Annotated in this window: 22 protein-coding genes and 1 tRNA gene; 7 read left to right on the forward strand and 16 right to left on the reverse strand. The window is 65.3% G+C overall.

Features of this window, described 5'->3' with window-relative positions:
• The 3 genes from B2W22_RS17895 to B2W22_RS17905 form a co-directional block, all read right to left on the reverse strand.
• Window positions 1-345, reverse strand: a complete 345-nt coding sequence (locus B2W22_RS17895) for a hypothetical protein (protein WP_175124648.1) — start codon at window positions 343-345, stop codon at window positions 1-3.
• Window positions 346-570: 225 nt separating this feature from the next.
• Window positions 571-647, reverse strand: a tRNA-Met gene (locus B2W22_RS17900).
• 20 nt (window positions 648-667) lie between these two features.
• A complete protein-coding gene (locus B2W22_RS17905; RefSeq protein ID WP_286939033.1) occupies window positions 668-1048 on the reverse strand; it encodes a hypothetical protein in 381 nt (126 codons plus the stop codon).
• A 169-nt stretch (window positions 1049-1217) separates the two neighbouring features.
• Here B2W22_RS17905 and B2W22_RS17910 point away from each other — a divergent pair, with 169 nt between their 5' ends.
• Together B2W22_RS17910 and B2W22_RS17915 are read left to right on the forward strand one after the other, a co-directional pair.
• On the forward strand, window positions 1218-2657 hold the full coding sequence (locus B2W22_RS17910; RefSeq protein WP_218345105.1) for a PLP-dependent aminotransferase family protein: 1440 nt from the start codon (window positions 1218-1220) through the stop codon (window positions 2655-2657).
• Window positions 2654-3217, forward strand: coding sequence for a DedA family protein (locus B2W22_RS17915; protein ID WP_175138786.1), 564 nt, complete (start codon window positions 2654-2656; stop codon window positions 3215-3217). Before B2W22_RS17910 ends, B2W22_RS17915 begins: the two co-directional genes overlap by 4 nt.
• Before the next feature lie 12 nt (window positions 3218-3229).
• On the opposite strand, the gene B2W22_RS17920 is transcribed toward B2W22_RS17915, so the two are convergent.
• Both B2W22_RS17920 and B2W22_RS17925 read right to left on the reverse strand, forming a co-directional pair.
• Window positions 3230-3460: a hypothetical protein gene (locus B2W22_RS17920; RefSeq protein ID WP_224776755.1), complete on the reverse strand. Its 231-nt coding sequence runs from the start codon at window positions 3458-3460 to the stop codon at window positions 3230-3232.
• Window positions 3461-3686: 226 nt separating this feature from the next.
• The gene (locus B2W22_RS17925; protein ID WP_056567399.1) at window positions 3687-3932 is read right to left on the reverse strand and encodes a hypothetical protein; all 246 of its coding nucleotides are present in this window, start codon (window positions 3930-3932) and stop codon (window positions 3687-3689) included.
• 205 nt (window positions 3933-4137) lie between these two features.
• Between B2W22_RS17925 and B2W22_RS17930 the strand changes: the two genes are divergently transcribed.
• The 5 genes from B2W22_RS17930 (at window position 4138) to B2W22_RS17950 (ending at window position 7786) form a co-directional block, all read left to right on the forward strand.
• Window positions 4138-4743, forward strand: coding sequence for a hypothetical protein (locus B2W22_RS17930; protein ID WP_175124654.1), 606 nt, complete (start codon window positions 4138-4140; stop codon window positions 4741-4743).
• Between the two features lie 79 nt (window positions 4744-4822).
• Window positions 4823-5281, forward strand: coding sequence for an Lrp/AsnC family transcriptional regulator (locus B2W22_RS17935; protein ID WP_175124655.1), 459 nt, complete (start codon window positions 4823-4825; stop codon window positions 5279-5281).
• Window positions 5282-5363: 82 nt separating this feature from the next.
• Window positions 5364-5672: a hypothetical protein gene (locus B2W22_RS17940; protein ID WP_175184356.1), complete on the forward strand. Its 309-nt coding sequence runs from the start codon at window positions 5364-5366 to the stop codon at window positions 5670-5672.
• 48 nt (window positions 5673-5720) lie between these two features.
• Window positions 5721-6671, forward strand: coding sequence for a 4-hydroxythreonine-4-phosphate dehydrogenase PdxA (gene pdxA, locus B2W22_RS17945; RefSeq protein ID WP_414631985.1), 951 nt, complete (start codon window positions 5721-5723; stop codon window positions 6669-6671).
• 137 nt (window positions 6672-6808) lie between these two features.
• On the forward strand, window positions 6809-7786 hold the full coding sequence (locus tag B2W22_RS17950; protein WP_286939037.1) for a bile acid:sodium symporter family protein: 978 nt from the start codon (window positions 6809-6811) through the stop codon (window positions 7784-7786).
• Window positions 7787-7851: 65 nt separating this feature from the next.
• Here the strand turns inward: B2W22_RS17950 and B2W22_RS17955 are convergent, their stop codons facing one another.
• The 11 genes from B2W22_RS17955 to B2W22_RS18005 all read right to left on the reverse strand — a co-directional run bounded on the left by B2W22_RS17955 (window position 7852) and on the right by B2W22_RS18005 (window position 17018).
• Entirely contained in the window at window positions 7852-9234 is a 1383-nt protein-coding gene (locus B2W22_RS17955; protein WP_175138791.1) for a replicative DNA helicase, read from the reverse strand.
• Window positions 9231-10070, reverse strand: a complete 840-nt coding sequence (locus B2W22_RS17960) for an RIO1 family regulatory kinase/ATPase (protein WP_175124659.1) — start codon at window positions 10068-10070, stop codon at window positions 9231-9233. Before B2W22_RS17960 ends, B2W22_RS17955 begins: the two co-directional genes overlap by 4 nt.
• Before the next feature lie 131 nt (window positions 10071-10201).
• A complete protein-coding gene (gene rplI / locus B2W22_RS17965) occupies window positions 10202-10657 on the reverse strand; it encodes a 50S ribosomal protein L9 (RefSeq protein WP_175124660.1) in 456 nt (151 codons plus the stop codon).
• 14 nt (window positions 10658-10671) lie between these two features.
• On the reverse strand, window positions 10672-10944 hold the full coding sequence (gene rpsR / locus B2W22_RS17970) for a 30S ribosomal protein S18 (protein WP_006218308.1): 273 nt from the start codon (window positions 10942-10944) through the stop codon (window positions 10672-10674).
• A 99-nt stretch (window positions 10945-11043) separates the two neighbouring features.
• A complete protein-coding gene (gene priB / locus B2W22_RS17975) occupies window positions 11044-11367 on the reverse strand; it encodes a primosomal replication protein N (RefSeq protein WP_175124661.1) in 324 nt (107 codons plus the stop codon).
• A 50-nt stretch (window positions 11368-11417) separates the two neighbouring features.
• The gene (gene rpsF, locus B2W22_RS17980) at window positions 11418-11792 is read right to left on the reverse strand and encodes a 30S ribosomal protein S6 (protein ID WP_056322467.1); all 375 of its coding nucleotides are present in this window, start codon (window positions 11790-11792) and stop codon (window positions 11418-11420) included.
• Window positions 11793-11978: 186 nt separating this feature from the next.
• Complete coding sequence (locus B2W22_RS17985; protein WP_175124662.1) at window positions 11979-12902, reverse strand: DUF817 domain-containing protein; 924 nt, start codon at window positions 12900-12902, stop codon at window positions 11979-11981.
• A gap of 6 nt (window positions 12903-12908) precedes the next feature.
• Window positions 12909-13706 carry a GTP cyclohydrolase FolE2 gene (gene folE2, locus B2W22_RS17990; RefSeq protein WP_175124663.1) on the reverse strand — a complete coding sequence of 266 codons (798 nt, stop codon included), beginning with the start codon at window positions 13704-13706 and terminating at the stop codon, window positions 12909-12911.
• A 209-nt stretch (window positions 13707-13915) separates the two neighbouring features.
• Window positions 13916-15778 carry a 1-deoxy-D-xylulose-5-phosphate synthase gene (gene dxs, locus B2W22_RS17995; RefSeq protein ID WP_175124664.1) on the reverse strand — a complete coding sequence of 621 codons (1863 nt, stop codon included), beginning with the start codon at window positions 15776-15778 and terminating at the stop codon, window positions 13916-13918.
• A gap of 54 nt (window positions 15779-15832) precedes the next feature.
• Window positions 15833-16744, reverse strand: a complete 912-nt coding sequence (locus B2W22_RS18000) for a polyprenyl synthetase family protein (RefSeq protein ID WP_175124665.1) — start codon at window positions 16742-16744, stop codon at window positions 15833-15835.
• Between the two features lie 7 nt (window positions 16745-16751).
• Entirely contained in the window at window positions 16752-17018 is a 267-nt protein-coding gene (locus tag B2W22_RS18005; RefSeq protein ID WP_175124666.1) for an exodeoxyribonuclease VII small subunit, read from the reverse strand.
• Between the last annotated feature and the right edge of the window lie 27 nt (window positions 17019-17045).

Raw genomic sequence — 17045 nt, forward strand, 5'->3', positions numbered from 1 at the left:
TCAGGCGCGCTCGGCCGCGTGCATGGGGCCGGACCAGGGCTCGGCATCGAGCTGGAAACGCAGTTCCTGATATTCGCCGTCGACCGCGACGCTGCGCAGAAGGCCGGCATCTAGCGCCTGACCGAGCGCGCGGCGGCATAGGGTTTCGGGATCGTCGGGCAGCGACTGGAACACGCCGTCGGGGATGCGCAGCCTCAGCAAGGCAGAGGGATCGCCGCGGTCGGCCGGACGGCCGATATGGATGTGGGCGGGATACCCGTGCGGGCACCAGATGCCCACGTGGTACTTGCCCTCAGCGCCCGTATCAGCAACGTAGCCGGGATGATCGTATTTTGCGGTTCCCATGGACACTCCTTCTGTGCGGCAATGTAGCGCGCGTGGCCCATGGTAGCGCAGGGTTGCGGCCGTGTGCGGCCGCGCACACCCGGGAAACTCCGGACGCGAACCGGGCATGACCCAGCGCAATCGCCAGGCGAAAAAAAAGCCGCGACAATGTCGCGGCCTTTTTTACTGCGGTCTTGCCGGGCGCATTTGAAATGCGCCGCCGGGAGACCGGGTACTGCTTGAAACTGGTTGCGGGGGCAGGATTTGAACCTACGACCTTCGGGTTATGAGCCCGACGAGCTGCCAGACTGCTCCACCCCGCGTCTGATGTGTGAATCATACATCATTTTGAAATCTTGTGCAGCGCACCCACGCGAATGTTTCCGTTTTTCGACAGAAAACCGCGAAAAACATTGGCGACGTGGCGCAGGATCGTGCCAAGGCGCCCGGTGCAATTCAGGCAGATCACCTGCGCACTATCCAGCGCGGTGAGGCGCACCGCGCCGCCGTAGGACACCCCGTGAACCTCGCCCGCGTTGAGCCGGGCCGGTACGACGCGATGCAGGCCGCCTGCGGCTTCCAGGCCGCTTGCCGCTTCCTCGACGCGCACGCTGCCTTCGACGCAGACAACGGCAGCGCCTGCGCGCAGGACGAAACTCCGGCTGGCGCCGGCGGGTAGTTCCAGGCGAAGGCCTGGCGAGGCGGGGTCGGAATGCGGGGTCATGATGATCTCCAGAAGGACCATCACAGACTACGCGCGCCCTGCTTTGCGCAACAGCCACAAAAATCGGCTTTCTGTACCGATGCAGAGGGTCGATTTTGTGGCTGTTATGGTGTACTTTGCCTGCATCTGTGCCTACCCACCGTCCAACCCCGGGGAGCAAGATCGGCGCATGGAACCTCAACCGCTGTACCTACGCCTGGCCAATCACTACCGGCGCGCCATCCAGACGGGCGTGCTGGCCCCCGCCCAGCGCATGCCCTCGGTTCGCACGCTGGTGCGCACCCATCATGTCAGCCTGTCCACGGCGCTGCAGGCCTGCCGCCAGCTCGAGGACGATGGCCTGATCGAGGCCCGTCCCCGCTCCGGCTACTTCGTGCTGAAACCTCGCCGCAACAGCATTCCGCCCGTGGCCGAGCCGGACATCCGCCAGACCCTGGGCGCGGCGCAGTATGTCGGCATCCACGACCGGGTTTCGGACTTCATCGCCAAATGTGAAGCGCACCCGGTCAGCGCCAACTTTGCGCTGGCCGCGGCGGTGCCCCAGGCTTATCCCATGGAGGCGCTCAAGCAGGCGATGACGCGCGCACTGCGGCAGTCGCCCGAGGTGCTGGTCAGCCCGGTGCCGCCGCAAGGGCATCCTGACCTGCGCGGTGTGCTGGCCCGTCGCGCGCTGGCCAACGGCATCAACGCCACGCCGGACGACGTCATCGTCACGCATGGCTGTATCGAGGCCCTGAATCTGGCGCTGCGTGCCGTAGCCCGGCCGGGCGACACCATCGCCGTGGAATCGCCCGCCTACTTCGGTCTGCTGCAGATCCTGGAAAGCCTCGGCATGCGCGCGCTCGAGATTCCCACCAGCCCCCAGCACGGGCTGTCGATCGAAGCCCTGGACCTGGCCTTCCAGACGCACGGCAATATCCGCGCCGTCGTCGTCGTGCCGAATTTCCAGAATCCGCTCGGTTGCGTCATGCCCGACGCGCACAAGGCGCGGCTGGTGGCGCTGTGCGAGCGCCAGCAGGTGCCGCTCATTGAAGACGACACATACGGCGCACTGACCGACGACGATACCCCGCTGGCCGCGGCGAAATCCTGGGACGCCACGGGCAACGTCATCTATTGTTCGTCGATGCACAAGACGCTGGCCCCCGGCATGCGGCTGGGCTGGCTGCTGGGCGGCCGGTGGAAAGCCCGGATCGCCATGCTGAAGTTCGCGCAAAGCCGGCCCAACGAACCGCTGGCGCAGATCGCCGTGGCGGAGTACATGGGCTCGCGCGCCTACGATCGCCATCTGGCCCGGCTGAGGCGAGAACTGAAGACGCAGCGCGACCTGACCGCCGAGGCGATCGCCGCGCATTTTCCGCGGGGCACGCGGCTGAGCGTGCCGCAAGGCGGGATGCTGCTCTGGGTGGAAATGCCCGAGGGCGTGTCGGGCATGGACGTCTTCGAGGCCGGGCTGCGGCAAGGGATACGCGTGGCGCCCGGCGCGATGTTCTCGAATGGCGCCCGCTACAACCACTTCCTGCGCATCAGTTGCGGACAACGCATCACGCCGGAGATCTCGCACGCACTGGTGACGCTCGCGCGCATCGTGGAAGAAAGGACAGCATGAACGCGGAACTGCATCAATTCATCGCGGACTATGGCCTGTGGGCCGTGCTGGGCGGGACCTTCCTGGAAGGCGAAAGCGTGGTGGTGTTTGCGGGATTCCTGGCGCACCAGGGATTGTTCCATCTGCCCTACGTCATGCTCTGCGCGTTCGCCGGCTCGTTCATGGCGGATCAACTGCTGTTCCTGCTGGGCCGCCGCTACCGCGACCATCGCTACGTGCAGCGCATCCGCGCCAAGCCGGCGTTCGGCAAGGCGTTGGCGGCCATCGACCGATATCCCAACGGCTTCATACTGGCGCTGCGCTTTCTATATGGGTTGCGTACGGTGGGGCCGGTTGCCGTGGGCGTGTCCAAGGTGCCGGCCTTGCGCTACCTGGTGCTGAACGCCATCGCCGCCATGATCTGGGCGCTCTGCTTCAGCCTGCTGGGTTTTGTGTTCGGCCGGACCATCGAAGCGCTGCTGGGACGCCTGCACGGCGTGGAAACCAAGCTGGCCGTGGCAGTAGCGCTCGGCGTGCTGGTGTGGCTGGCCTATCAGGTCTACGCACGCCGCCGCAAATAGCGGCGGGCGCGTTCAGAACACCAGTTTGCCGTTTGCGCGCTGCACATGGCGGCGGCGCGCGTTGCGGTACAGCATGCCGATGATGGGCAGCTTTGCAAGGCGGCGCAGGATCGGGTGACGCTGGTCGAAGTCGTGCCAGGCCTTGAAGCCATGGCCCATGCGCTCCCAGCTCTCCCTCGCCTCGGGGGAAAGCTTGCCGGGGTCAAATGCCGCCAGCTTTGCCGCTTCCGAAACGCGCGCCACGAGGGCGCGGTTCCGGCCTTCCAATGAATACTGATTCCGCATGGGGCCGCATATTACCCGGGCTTGGCCTGCCGTGGCGGCGCGCCGGTTGCGCGTTGCTTCGGCGCAATGGCGCCGCTTTTGACCGCCCCGCGCAAGCCGTTGTAATTGAAGGAGTTTGTGAATCTATGCCCGCGCTATCCCAAGGCTTGTCCACAGAACCTGTGGGTAACTGCCGCCGGGCGCATCACTTCAGGGCGGTCAGGACCATGTCACGCACGCTTTCGAAACCCGCGACGTATTGGGGATTCTCGGAACGCGCCAGCAGGCCGGAGTAATTCTGCTCCAGTTGCGCCTCGATGGCCTCGCGCAGGCCCGGCGAATTCTTCGCCAGATGCAGCATCGAGAGCAGCGTGGTATTGAGCGCGTCGATGCGCCCACCCTGATGCGAGATGGTGTGCACGACAACGGCGATCTGTTCCTGGATGTCCATGATGTAAGCCTCCTGGCGATGAAATCTGGCGCGAATCCTAGCATGGCGGCCGGGCGCGCCAGGGCTGACAGCAAGCGGCGCGCCTCCCCTGCCGCGGCTAGGCAAGCACCGGACGCGGCGCTAGCATGAAGCGTAGCCGCAAGAGGCACCGCGGCGCACGCCGCCGGCGCTGTCTCCGGGCGCCCGGCTCAACCGGAGCGCGCACATGAAAACGATCCAGAACTATGTCCCGCCAAGCGCCCAGTCGCTGCAACGGCTGCAGGACAGGCTGGGCTATCCCGACAGCAGAATGGCCGAGCTGGCCGGACTGGACGCCTCGACACCCTGGCCCAGTTATGTGGGCGGGCCGGAACCTCGCACGCTGGGCCGGCAGCGGCTGTTCTACATGATGGCCCGTCTGACGCTGGAAGAACCGGAATGGCAACGCGTGCTGGCCGCCATGCGTGAGGCCGGCGCGCATTTCGATTGCCAGGATCCGCACGGCGATGGCGCGGCGCCGCCGCCCGAACCGATGGCGGACGAAGAGCGCAAGTTCGGCATGCTGCTGGTCAGCCGCAACGGCTCGTTCCACGAAATGGAGCAACTGCGCGAGTTCGCCCATTTTGCGCACGAATCGGATGTCAGCCGCTTCGTGCACAGCGCGTTCTATGACAGCGACATCGACCTGTGCCGTTTCAGCTTTGCGGACCACGACGGCCTGGACGCCGCCAGCCGCGACCGCATCTTCGATGCCGCGCACAAGACCATCACGCGCTTCGAGTTCGACGGCCGCATCTATCACGGCGGCATTCCGCCCGAGTCCGACGGCTAGCGGCAACGCATTGACGCGGGCGGGCATGCGCCTGTACCGTCGCCACTTCGCCCTCCCGCTCAACGCCATCGCTCATCGCATGAACGAACGACTTGACGCCATCGACCGGCAACTGCTGAGCCTTCTGCAGGCCAATGCGCGCGAACCCGCCGCCATCCTCGCGCGCAAGCTCGGGCTGGCGCGCACCACCGTGGTGGCGCGCATCGCGCGGCTGGAACGTGAAAGCATCGTTTCCGGCTACGGCGTGCGCCTGGGCCGGCTGCTCGAAGAGGCGGCGGTGCGCGCCTATTGCTTCATCAGCGTGCTGCCCAAGACGCCGGCCGCCGTGATCCGTGAACTGGAGCGGATGCCGGAGGTCGAGGAAGTGTCCTCGGTCAGCGGTCCCTACGACTACCTGATCTTCCTGCGCTGCGAGACCCACGAACAACTGGACGCGCTGCTGGACCGTATCGGGCTCATCGACGGCGTGAAGCAGACGCAGACCTCGATCGTGCTCAGCCGCAAGGTTGATCGGCGCAGCGCGGTTGCCGCTCCCTGAGCCGCCGCGCGCCCCTTTCGCGTCTTTCCGGCGGGCGCCACATGGTGGTGTAATGGGGCCTGTCGCGAATCCTGGATTTTTCATGCTTGCTCGCCTTGCCCCTGCCGCCGCCCTCCTCATCCTGTTGACCGCGTGTTCCAGCATGAGCGAGGTCACGTCCGTCAACAAGGACCAATACAGCGTCACCTATAGTTCCGGCACGCAATTGCTGAGCTGGGTCGAGATCAAGAACCAGGCATTGCAGCGCGCCGACCAGCACTGCCAGTCGCTTGGCCGCAAGCTGGTCAAGCCCAGCGTGACGTCCAATCACGCCACCGGGCTGGGTTCCAAGCGCGCCACGGTCACGTTCGAATGCGCGCCCATCGATCCTCCCAAGAACACCGCTCAGTAAGCGCCCACGGTCACCATCGTGAACAATCTCCTGCCTGTGGGCATCACCATGGGCGATGCCGCCGGCATCGGTCCCGAAATCGTCATCAAGGCCTGTGCGCAGGGATTGGGCGCGCCCTGTGTGGTGTATGGCGATGCTGGCGCGCTGCGCCGCGCGGCGACGCAATTGGGCGCCCGCCTGGATATCACCGAGATCGCGGACATCAGCCAGGCCCGGCCGGACGCCACTGGAATCCAGGTGGTGGCTTGCAGCCCCACCCTGCCCGCCGACCTGCCGCTGGGTAAGGTCAGCGCCCTGGCGGGCCGCGGCGCCTACGATTATGTGTGCGCGGCCATCGACGATGCGCTTGCCGGACACATCCGCGCCGTCGTGACCGCCCCGCTCAACAAGAAGTCCATGCACGAGGCCGGTATCGACTATCCGGGCCACACCGAAATCCTGGCGGACCGCTCCGGCACGCAGGACTTTGCGATGATGCTGGCCAACAATGAGCTGCGCGTGCTGCTCGTGACCATCCACGTCGCACTGGCCGACGTCATGGCGCGCATCACGCCGCAGGCCGAATTGACCGCGATGCGGCTTGCGGACCGCGCCTGCCGCCAGATGGGCATCGCGCAGCCGCGCGTCGCCGTCGCGGGTCTGAATCCGCATGCGGGCGAAGGCGGCAAGTTCGGCCGCGAAGACATGGACATCATCGAACCGGCCATCGCTGCCGCCCGCGCGGAAGGCATCGATGCCAGCGGCCCCTGGCCGGGCGATACCGTCTTCATGCGCGCCCGCCGCGGAGAGTTCGACATCGTAGTGGCGCAGTACCACGACCAGGGCCTCATCCCGGTGAAGTATCTGGGCCTGGACCACGGCGTGAACGTCACCGTCGGCCTGCCGTTCGTGCGCACCAGCGTGGACCACGGCACCGCATTCGACATCGCCGGCCAGGGCGTGGCCGACCACGCATCGCTGGTGGAAGCGTTCGATCTGGCGCTGGCGATGACGCCTTGAGCGCGTAAAGATCCGCAGACTGCCTCAGCGCGCGGACGCTTGCGGCCTTCTCGCGACGGGTCCGCGACGGTGCGGGTCTACAATACGCCCCGTTTCCGGCGCCCGCGCCGCCGCTTTTCCGTTCTTCCTCCCTTCCCATGTCCCGCCTCGTTCGACTTCTGCCCGACCGCTTCACCCTCTACCTGATCTGCACCGTCATCATCGCCAGCTTCCTGCCCGCCCATGGGCAAGGCGTGGAGGTGTTCGGCTGGATCACCAACGTGGCCGTCGGCCTGCTGTTCTTCCTGCACGGGGCGCGCCTTTCGCGCGAGGCCATCATCGCCGGCCTCACGCACTGGAAGCTGCACCTGACCATCTTCTCGGCCACGTTCCTGATGTTCCCGCTGCTGGGGCTGGCGCTGCAACCCGTGCTGGAGCCGCTGGTCACCCCGGAGCTTTACCTGGGCATCCTGTTCCTGTGCTGCCTGCCTGCCACCGTGCAATCGGCCATCGCGTTCACCTCCATGGCGCGCGGCAACGTGCCCGCCGCGGTGTGCAGCGCGTCGGCCTCCAGCCTGCTGGGCATCTTCCTCACGCCCCTGCTGGTCGGCACGGTCGTCGCCAACGCCGGCAGCGCGCCGATCTCGTTCGACGCCGTCGGCAAGATCATGCTGCAACTGCTCCTGCCGTTCGTGCTGGGCCAGTTCGCGCGGCGATGGATCGGCGCGTGGGTGCACAAGCGCAAGGCCATGCTGAAGTTCGTGGACCAGGGCTCGATCCTGCTGGTGGTCTACACGGCGTTCTCCGAGGCCATCAATGAAGGCCTGTGGAGCAGCACCCCGATTCCCGCGCTGGTCGGCCTGGTCGTGAGCTGCGGCGTGATCCTGGCGCTGGCGCTGGGCCTGTCCGCACTGGCCGGCCGCATGTTCGGCTTCAGCATCGAAGACCGCATCACGCTGCTCTTCTGCGGCTCGAAGAAAAGCCTGGCCAGCGGTATTCCGATGGCCCAGGTGCTGTTCGCCGGTCACGCCGTGGGTGCTGTGGTGCTGCCGCTGATGCTGTTCCACCAGATCCAGCTCATGGTCTGCGGCGTACTTGCGGCGCGCTACGGCAAGCGCCCCGACGCCACGCACTGATCGCCGTCTCGTACAAAAAAACCGCGCTGCTGCGCGGTTTTTTTTCGAGGTGGCGAGTTGCGGAATCAGTACATGTCCCGCGGCTGCGCGCCGGAGAAGTTCAAAAAGCGCGTGCTGGAACCCTGGAACGTCAGGCGCACCGTGCCGATCGGGCCGTTACGCTGCTTGCCGATGATGATCTCGGCCGTGCCCTTGTCTGGCGAATCGGGGTTATAGACCTCGTCGCGGTAGATGAACAGGATCACGTCCGCATCCTGTTCGATTGCGCCGGATTCGCGCAGGTCACTCATGACGGGGCGCTTGTTGGGACGCTGTTCCAGGCTTCGGTTGAGCTGCGACAGCGCGATCAGCGGGCAATTCAATTCTTTGGCCAGACCCTTGAGCGAGCGGCTGATTTCCGACACTTCGGTGGCCCGGTTTTCGCCGGAACCGTTGCCGGACATGAGCTGCAGGTAGTCGATGATGATGAGGCCAAGCTGGCCGCACTGGCGCGCCAGACGACGCGCGCGGGCGCGCACTTCCATGGGACTGAGCGCCGGCGATTCGTCGATGTAGACCTGCGCATCCTGCATGAGCTGCACGGCGTGCGTGACGCGCGGCCAGTCTTCGGCGATCAGCTTGCCGGTACGCATGCGGTGCTGGTCCAGAAGTCCCACGGAACCCAGCATACGCATGGCGAGCTGCACCGCGCCCATTTCCATGGAGAACACCGCCACGGGCAGGCCCTCTTCGATGGCGACGTGCTCTCCGATGTTCATGGAGAACGACGTCTTGCCCATGGACGGACGGCCGGCCACGATGATCAGGTCGCCACCCTGCATGCCCGACGTCATCTTGTCCAGATCGGTGAAGCCCGTGGGCACACCCGTCACGTCGGACGTGCTCTCGCGGTGGTAGAGCTCGTCAATGCGCTCGACCACCTGCGTCAGAAGCGGTTGGATCTCCTGGAAGCCGGCCGCGCCGCGCGCGCCTTCCTGGGCGATCTTGAACACCTTGGATTCGGCCTCGTCCAGCAGCTGGCGCGCTTCCTTGCCCTGCGGGTTCATGGCGGCCGACGAGATTTCGTCCGCGATCGACACCAGCTTGCGCAGCATCGCGCGCTCGCGCACGATCTCGCCGTACCGGCGGATGTTGGCGGCCGACGGGGTGTTGTGCGCCAGGGCATTCAGGTAAGCCAGCCCGCCGGACTCTTCGGCCTTGCCCGCGCTGACGAGGGACTCGTGCACGGTGATGACGTCGGCCGGGCGCGCCAGACCAATCAGGCGCGCAATGTGGTGCCAGATCAGCCGGTGGTCGTGACGGTAGAAGTCTTCTTCGAGAAGCACATCCGCGATACGGTCCCAGGCAGCGTTGTCCAGCATCAGTCCGCCCAGGACCGACTGCTCCGCCTCGATGGAATGCGGGGGGACGCGCAGGTACTCGAGCTGGGAATCGGCGGGTGTGTTCATGGCTTCAATAGTAACGGCTGCAGGATATCCGCGACGCGGAAAAACCCTTGGATGTCGCGCGAGGGGAATCGGGCAAGGATGGGGCGCAGCGGCATGGCGATGCCGCACAGCACGCGCGCCAGGCGCTTCAAGCGGGCCCTGACCTCGGGGTCGGGATTGCAGTCCAGGTAGACATCGAGCGCCAGCTTGCCCAGCGTGCGCGCATCTGCATCGCCCAACTTGCGCAGCGAGACCAGCGAGGCCAGCATCTGGAACAGGTCATAGGCCTGCGCCAGCGGCCGCGACAGCGTCGCGCCGATGTTTTCCTCGAAGTCGATGCGCCAGATCTCGCCATCGCGCAGCGTAACGTTGCGGATCTGCGCCCCGCCATGCCACATGCCGCGGGCATGGAAAGCGGCCAGATCGGCCGCCGCGGCGCGCGCGAGCCACATGCGCGAGGTGGAGTCTTCGTTGCGGATGAGGTCCGCCAGGTCTTCGCCCACGAACTCCAGCACCAGCAGGTTCTGCTCCCGCCACCACACCTCGGGGACGCGCGACCCTGCTTCCAGCAACTGCGCCAGGCGCTGCCCTTCGTGGGCCAGACCATTGCGCAACAGCACGCTGGGACGCGGAAACTCGCCCAGGAAGACCTTGCAGCCCACGGCGAGGAACAAGGCGCGCACGTAGCGCAGCACATAGCTCACGCTCTGCAGGATGCCGGGCCGGCGCCGCTTGATGATGCAGCGCACGCCATCTATCGTCACATCCCGCACCGAAGGTTCACGCGACGCATCCACGCTGTCGAGCCAGGCTCGCAGGCCGGGCGGCGCGTTGTGATGGACAGGCGGATGAGTCAAGAGGTCCTCTGGAATGACAGCGTAAAACGAGGGTGCGTCGCCGCGCACCATTCAGCACGACATCGGCACAGGGCTGAAAAAAGAAAAAAAGCCGGCGCGCGGGCCGGCTTCTTTTTACCGCGACTGCCGGATCAGGACAGTTCGCCTTCGACCAGAACCGTGATGTCGACCACGACGTCGGCGTGCAGGGCGACCTGGACCGGGTACTCGCCGATGGCCTTCAGCTGGCCATTGGGCAGACGCACTTGGGCCTTCTCGACGGCTTCGAACGAAGCCTTCTTCAGACCTTCGGCGATGTCGGCGTTGGTGACCGAACCGAACAGACGACCGTCAACGCCGGCCTTCTGAACGATCTTGAGCTGGTAGCCGTTCAGGCGCTCGCCCAGGGCTTGGGAAGCGGCCAGCTTTTCAGCCTGGACCTTTTCCAGCTCGGCGCGGCGGGCTTCGAATTCCTTCAGGGCGGCGTCGGTTGCGCGACGGGCCTTCTTCTGGGGAATCAGGAAGTTGCGGGCGTAGCCATCACGCACACGCACGACTTCACCCAGGTTGCCCAGGTTGACGACTTTTTCGAGCAGAATAACTTGCATTTCAGTGCCCCGGATTAGTTGTGGTTGTCGGTGTAAGGCAACAGAGCCAGGAAGCGCGCGCGCTTGATGGCGGTGTCCAGCTGGCGCTGGTAGATTGCCTTGGTGCCGGTCAGGCGAGCCGGGATGATCTTGCCGTTTTCTTGCACGAAGTCGCGCAGGGTGTCCAGATCCTTGTAGTCGATCTCTTCGACGCCGGCTGCGGTGAAGCGGCAGAACTTACGACGCTTGAAGAGCGGGTTCTGCTGCGTGAATTTGCGTTTTTCTTTGCGTTTTCCGAAGAAAGCCATGATATGTGCCTTTATGTTTGAGGGGACTGGGTCAATGCCCACTTCCCCATAACCTATCCGAATTCAGAAGGCGCTCTCGCACCCTGTGTCTCATTGCCTTCAGGCCACCTGCGGATCGCGCCCAGCGCTTCCGCTGATCTTGCGCGCCTGCTGCAGATGCAGCTTGATCTTCACCGAGTCCTTGCGGGCGGGAGCCAAAAACCCCTGCACCAGCAATTCAGACCCTAAAGCGGTGTTTCTCAAGAGCAGCGCCAGATCTCCCAGTGCCACGGCGGAAATCGTCAGTTCGACACGGCGCGGGTGGCCGGCTTCGATGACTTCCGACTCGTGCGCCAGCAGCATTTCCAGCGCTGGCAAACCGGCGGGTGTGTGGCGCAAAGGCTCGCATTCGAGAACGCGGGCGCTGAGTTCCAGCTTATTCATCCTGCCTGGTACCGAGGGGACTTGATGCAATGAGCTCTGCGTGAGCCTGCTTACTCGGCCTGAGCCGGAGCAGCTTCCGCCGAAGCCTTGCGGGCTTCTTCGCGCTCGACCGACTTCATCATGATCGACGGGGTGGTCTGGGCCTTCTTGGTCTTGATGACCAGGTGGCGCAGCACGGCGTCGTTGTAGCGGAACGAGTGTTCCAGCTCATCCAGCGTGGCTTGGCCGCACTCGATGTTCAGGCAGACGTAGTGAGCCTTGACGAGCTTCTGGATCGGGTAGGCCAGTTGACGGCGGCCCCAGTCTTCCAGGCGATGGATCGAGCCGCCTTGGCCCGTGACCAGCGCTTGGTAACGCTCGACCATGGCGGGCACTTGCTCGCTTTGGTCGGGGTGAACAATAAACACTACTTCGTAGTGACGCATGAGTAAAACTCCTTGAGGATGTCTTGCTAACCAAACGTCTTGCACCCGCGCTTTCCATCATGGGTGGATCAACATCGTTGACGTTTCGCCGCAAGGGGCAGCCCGCTACCCAAAAACCATGGGTGGTCGAGCAAGAAAGCTCTCGATTATCACCGATTGGGCGGTCGCTTGCAAGCCGGCGTAGGCTTAAGAAATAAGGGACGCGTTTCGGGCACGTTCCTGCCCGCCAGTTGCAGGCAGGTCGGCGGCGGTGATCGCCCGAGGCCGGTTGACGGCGCTGACCATGACGTAGCTGATGATCATGAGCAGGAACCAGGATCCCAGCTTGGCGATGGACACGGCCTGCCAGACCTGCGCCTGGTTGGGATAGCGCCACGCATTGGCGAAGGTACCGATGTTTTCGGCAAACCAGATAAAAAGCGCCACCAGCACGAAACCCAGCAGCAGCGGCATGCGCCGGTAGACCTGCCAGATCCGGAAATACACCCACGTGCGCGCGAACAGGACGGCGGTCATGGCGAACAGCGCCCACCGGAAGTCCATCACGTAATGGTGCGCGAAGAAGTTCACGTAGATCAGCACCGACAACACGGCGGTCGCGGCCAGCGGCGGATGCGCGCGAAAGCGGAAATCGAACAACCGCCACACCCGGGCCAGGTAGCTGCCCACCGCGGCGTACATGAATCCCGTGAAAAGCGGCACACCGCCGATGCGCAGCACGCTGGCTTCGGGATAGATCCACGAGCCGGCGGCGGTCTTGAAGATTTCCATGCAGGTGCCGACCTCATGGAACATCAGGATCACGCGCGCTTCGCTCCAGGTTTCCATGCGCAGCGCGAGCAGCGCGGCCTGGATGCCGAGCGCGGCGAGCGTCAGGAAGTCGTACCGCGCCAGCGCGGCATCCTTGGGATACCACCAGTGCGTGCCCAGCAGCAGCGCGCACATCAGGCCGCCGAACAGGCACGCCCACGCCTGCTTCACGCCGAAGCGGAAGAACTCGTAAAGCGCCACGCCAAAGCGGCCGCGGCTCGCCAGATTGCTGGCCAGCCGCGCTTCCCATTGCTGCAGATCGGCGATGAGCGGCCAGTCGCTGGCCGCCGGGTGGCGCACGGGCGTTCAGCCTTCGACGACGGCGTAGGCCGAGTGGTTGTGAATGGACTCGAAGTTTTCGGCCTCGACGCGATAGCGCGCGATGCCGGGGTGCGCGTTCAGGCGGGCCGCCACATCACGCACCAGGTCCTCGACGAACTTGGGATTGTCGTAGGCGCGTTCAGTGACGAACTTTTCGTCGGGGCGCTTGAGCAGGCCCCACAGTTCGCACGAGCCTTCGTCTTCGATCAGGCGGATCACGCCGTCCATCGAGATGTCTTCATTCAGGATGGCCGACACCGTGACGTGCGAACGCTGGTTGTGCGCACCGTATTCGGAGATGGCCTTCGAACACGGGCACAGGCTGGTGACCGGCACCTGGACCACGAGTTCGAATTCGACGCGGTCGGCCTGCGCGCGCGCGATCCACTGGACCTCGTAATCCAGCAGGCTCTGCACGCCGGAGATCGGCGCGGACTTGTTGATGAAGTACGGGAACGATGCCGTGATGTCGCCGCGTTCGGCATGCAGCAGCGGCAGCATGTCGGCCGCCATGGTGCGGAACAGCGCCGGCGTCATGGCCGTGGTGCGGTATTTTTCGAGCAGGGCCACGAAGCGGGACATGTGCGTGCCCTTTTCTTCGGGCGGCAGGGCCACGGTCAGCGTCCAGCTGGCCACCGTGCCTTGCGCCGAGCCGTCGCCGCTCTGGACCAGCATGGGATGACGCACGCCGCGGATGCCAACGCGCTGGATCGGGATATGCCGCGTGTCGGTGGCGCTCTGGACGTCGGGCATCACGATGGCGGGGTCGATCGGAGAATTCATTTCGGCTTACCTGTCCGGGCCGGTCCGCCATGGCGCAACGTGCTGGCCCAGTTGTCTTGAGAAGGGGCTAATTATCGCCCAGCCACGCGCAATGAGAAGGGGTAACCCCACGGAGCCATGCGGGCGGGGCCGGAACAGTGTGTTTCATCCTTGCGTCCGAAGACGCATGTCCTCGGACGCAAGGATCAGCCGGAATCAGGCCGGCCGGATCACTTCAACAGGTCGGCGTAGCGCGTGCGGATCGACTGCTCGATGCCCGCGGCATCCAGACCCAGCCCCACCAGCAGGGCCGATTGCTCGCCGTGGTCGATGAATTCATCCGGCAGGCCAAGCTGCAGCACCGGAATCAGCACGCCGGCGGCGCTCAGCACCTCGAGTACTGCGCTGCCTGCGCCGCCCATGATGCAGGCGTCTTCCAGGGTGACGAGCGCGTCGTGGCGGCTGACCAGATCCAGGATCAGCTCGCGGTCGATCGGCTTGGCAAAGCGCATGTCGGCGACGGTGGCATCCAGCTTGCCGGCGGCGCCCAGCGCAGCCTGCACCAGCGTGCCAAAGCCCAGGATGGCGATTTTCTTGCCTTCGCGGCGGACGACGCCCTTGCCCAGTTCAACGGTATCGAGGCTCTGACTTTCAGCCGCGCCGCAGCCCGCGCCGCGCGGGTAACGCACCGATGCCGGACCGGGGTGCTGATAACAGGTCGACAGAAGCAGGCGGGTTTCGTTTTCGTCGGAAGGCGTGGCCACCACCATGTTCGGCACGCAGCGCAGGAAGGCGATGTCGTAATTGCCGGCGTGCGTGGCGCCGTCCGCGCCCACGATGCCGGCGCGGTCCAGCGCAAATGTGACGTCCAGGTTCTGCAGGGCGACGTCATGGATGAACTGATCGTAGCCGCGTTGCATGAAGGTGGAATAGATGGCGACGACCGGCTTCTGGCCTTCGCAGGCCACGCCCGCGGCGAACGTGACGGCATGCTGTTCGGCAATGCCCACGTCGAAATACCGCTGCGGGAAGCGCTGTTCGAATTCGACCAGGCCGCTGCCTTCGCGCATGGCGGGCGTGACGGCCACAAGGCGCGCATCCTGCTGCGCCGTGTCGCACAGCCACGTGCCGAACACCTGCGTAAAGGTGCGCTTGCCCGGCGCCTTCGATTGCTGGATGCCGACCGCCGGATCGAACTTGCCGGGACCGTGATAAAGCACGGGATCGGCTTCGGCCAGCTTGTAGCCCTGGCCCTTGCGCGTGACGACGTGCAGGAACTGCAGGCCTTCGAGGGCTTTCAGGTTCTGCAGCGTGGGAACCAGCGCGTCCAGGTCATGGCCATCGATGGGGCCCACGTAATTGAAGCCGAACTCTTCGAATAGCGTGGCGGGCGTGACCATGCCCTTGGCGTGCTCCTCGAAGCGGCGCGCCAGCTCAAGCACCGGCGGCACGTGCTGCAGCACCGCCCGCCCCACGTTCTTGGCCGTGGCGTAGAAGCGTCCGGACATCAGGCGCGCCAGATAGCGGTTCAGCGCCCCCACCGGCGGCGAGATCGACATGTCGTTGTCGTTCAGGATCACCAGCAGGTTGATGTCGGGCGTGACGCCCGCGTTGTTCATGGCCTCGAACGCCATGCCCGCGGACATGGCGCCGTCGCCGATCACGGCAATGTGCTGGCGCTGTTCGCCCGCATTGCGCGAGGCCACCGCCATGCCCAGGGCCGCGGAGATCGACGTGGACGAATGCGCGGTGCCGAAGGCGTCGTACTCGGATTCGCTGCGCTTCGGGAAGCCCGAAATGCCACCTTGCTGGCGCAGCTTGGCCATGCCGGCACGGCGTCCCGTCAGGATCTTGTGCGGATAGGACTGATGACCCACGTCCCACACGATGCGGTCGTGCGGCGTGTCGAACACCTGGTGCAGCGCCAGCGTGAGTTCGACGGTGCCCAGGTTGGACGACAGGTGTCCGCCCGTTTTGGACACCGACTCCAGCACAAAGCCGCGCAGTTCATCGGCAAGCTTTTTCAGTTCGCGACGATCCAGGCGCTTCAGGTCAGCCGGCGATTGAATACGGTCCAGTAAATCTGTCGTCATGCTTTTATGGGGTTCGTTGGCCCGGCCTACCAAGAAGGCCGGGCTGATCTCGGATCAGCGGTCTCGAAGAACGATGAAGTCGGCAAGCTGGGCCAGACGCGCGCCGGCGTCGCCCAGCGGCGCCAGGGCGGCCAGCGCCGCCACGCGCAGTTCCTCGGCAAAGGCCCGGGCTTCGTCCAGGCCCAGCAGGGACACGTACGTAGGCTTGTTTTCGGCGGCGTCCTTGCCCGGCGTCTTGCCCAGGCTGGCGCTGTCCGCAGTGACGTCAAGAATATCGTCGACCACCTGGAACGCCAGGCCCATGGCCTGCGCGTAGGCGTCCAGCGCCTGGCGCGATGCCGAGCTGGCGCCCGCCACGATGCCGCCCAACGCCACGCTGCACGCCAGCATGGCGCCGGTCTTCATGCCGTGCATCATCTGCAGTTCATCGCGCGACAGCGAGCGGCCGACGCTGAACAGGTCGATCGCCTGCCCGCCTGCCATGCCCTGGCTGCCGGCCGAGCGGGCCAGCGACTGGGTGGCCTGGACGATCAACGCCGGCGCGATCGGCATGGACGCGATCAGTTCGAATGCCAGCGGCTGCAGCGCATCGCCCGCCAGCATGGCGGTGGCTTCGTCGAACTGCACGTGCGTGGTGGGACGGCCACGGCGCAGCGTGTCGTCGTCCATGCAGGGCAGATCGTCGTGGATCAGCGAGTAGGCGTGGATCAGTTCGACGGCGGCGGCCGCGCGGTCCAGCGAGGCCTCGATGGCAAGCACGCTGCCGCTGACGGGGCAGGCCTGTCCGGCGGCATAGACCAGGGCGGCGCGCACGCGCTTGCCGCCGCCGAGCACGGCGTAGCGCATGGCTTCATGCAAGCGGGCAGGCGCCTGATCCGCCGGGGGCAGCAGGTCGTCGAGCACGTCTTCGACGTGGCGCGCACGGCCTTGCAACCACTCGGAAAATGCGAGATGAGTTTGCTTCATCGGTGTCTTATTCGTCGTCCAGCGCCGCGGGATCCAGCGGCCGCAGCAGGCCGCCTTCGAGGACCTTGACCTGCTGCTCGGCCTGCGCCAGGCGATCCTGGCACACCCGCGTGAGCGCCACGCCGCGCCGGTAGGCAGCCAGCGATTGCTCGAGCGGCAGCGATCCGTCTTCCATGGCCGCGACCAGTGATTCCAGTTCGGCCAGCGCCGTTTCGAAATCCTGGGGCAAGGGACGATCGTCGTTCTGCGAATCAGCTTGAGTGGGTTTGGCCAAACGGGCCTCCGGGGCACTTGGGGGTGG

Origin of the sequence: Achromobacter sp. UBA4530 (genome assembly GCF_002388205.1) — a bacterium.
Taxonomy (GTDB): domain Bacteria; phylum Pseudomonadota; class Gammaproteobacteria; order Burkholderiales; family Burkholderiaceae_B; genus Achromobacter; species Achromobacter animicus.

Excerpts from the sequence above, each read along its gene's own strand:
- B2W22_RS17895 (WP_175124648.1), bottom strand. The coding sequence starts at position 345 with ATGGGAACCGCAAAATACGATCATCCCGGCTACGTTGCTGATACGGGC.
- B2W22_RS17905 (WP_286939033.1), bottom strand. The coding sequence starts at position 1,048 with ATGACCCCGCATTCCGACCCCGCCTCGCCAGGCCTTCGCCTGGAACTA.
- B2W22_RS17910 (WP_218345105.1), top strand. The coding sequence starts at position 1,218 with ATGGAACCTCAACCGCTGTACCTACGCCTGGCCAATCACTACCGGCGC.
- B2W22_RS17915 (WP_175138786.1), top strand. The coding sequence starts at position 2,654 with ATGAACGCGGAACTGCATCAATTCATCGCGGACTATGGCCTGTGGGCC.
- B2W22_RS17925 (WP_056567399.1), bottom strand. The coding sequence starts at position 3,932 with ATGGACATCCAGGAACAGATCGCCGTTGTCGTGCACACCATCTCGCAT.
- B2W22_RS17930 (WP_175124654.1), top strand. The coding sequence starts at position 4,138 with ATGAAAACGATCCAGAACTATGTCCCGCCAAGCGCCCAGTCGCTGCAA.
- B2W22_RS17935 (WP_175124655.1), top strand. The coding sequence starts at position 4,823 with ATGAACGAACGACTTGACGCCATCGACCGGCAACTGCTGAGCCTTCTG.
- B2W22_RS17940 (WP_175184356.1), top strand. The coding sequence starts at position 5,364 with ATGCTTGCTCGCCTTGCCCCTGCCGCCGCCCTCCTCATCCTGTTGACC.
- pdxA (WP_414631985.1), top strand. The coding sequence starts at position 5,721 with ATGGGCGATGCCGCCGGCATCGGTCCCGAAATCGTCATCAAGGCCTGT.
- B2W22_RS17950 (WP_286939037.1), top strand. The coding sequence starts at position 6,809 with ATGTCCCGCCTCGTTCGACTTCTGCCCGACCGCTTCACCCTCTACCTG.
- B2W22_RS17955 (WP_175138791.1), bottom strand. The coding sequence starts at position 9,234 with ATGAACACACCCGCCGATTCCCAGCTCGAGTACCTGCGCGTCCCCCCG.
- rplI (WP_175124660.1), bottom strand. The coding sequence starts at position 10,657 with ATGCAAGTTATTCTGCTCGAAAAAGTCGTCAACCTGGGCAACCTGGGT.
- rpsR (WP_006218308.1), bottom strand. The coding sequence starts at position 10,944 with ATGGCTTTCTTCGGAAAACGCAAAGAAAAACGCAAATTCACGCAGCAG.
- priB (WP_175124661.1), bottom strand. The coding sequence starts at position 11,367 with ATGAATAAGCTGGAACTCAGCGCCCGCGTTCTCGAATGCGAGCCTTTG.
- rpsF (WP_056322467.1), bottom strand. The coding sequence starts at position 11,792 with ATGCGTCACTACGAAGTAGTGTTTATTGTTCACCCCGACCAAAGCGAG.
- folE2 (WP_175124663.1), bottom strand. The coding sequence starts at position 13,706 with ATGAATTCTCCGATCGACCCCGCCATCGTGATGCCCGACGTCCAGAGC.
- dxs (WP_175124664.1), bottom strand. The coding sequence starts at position 15,778 with ATGACGACAGATTTACTGGACCGTATTCAATCGCCGGCTGACCTGAAG.
- B2W22_RS18000 (WP_175124665.1), bottom strand. The coding sequence starts at position 16,744 with ATGAAGCAAACTCATCTCGCATTTTCCGAGTGGTTGCAAGGCCGTGCG.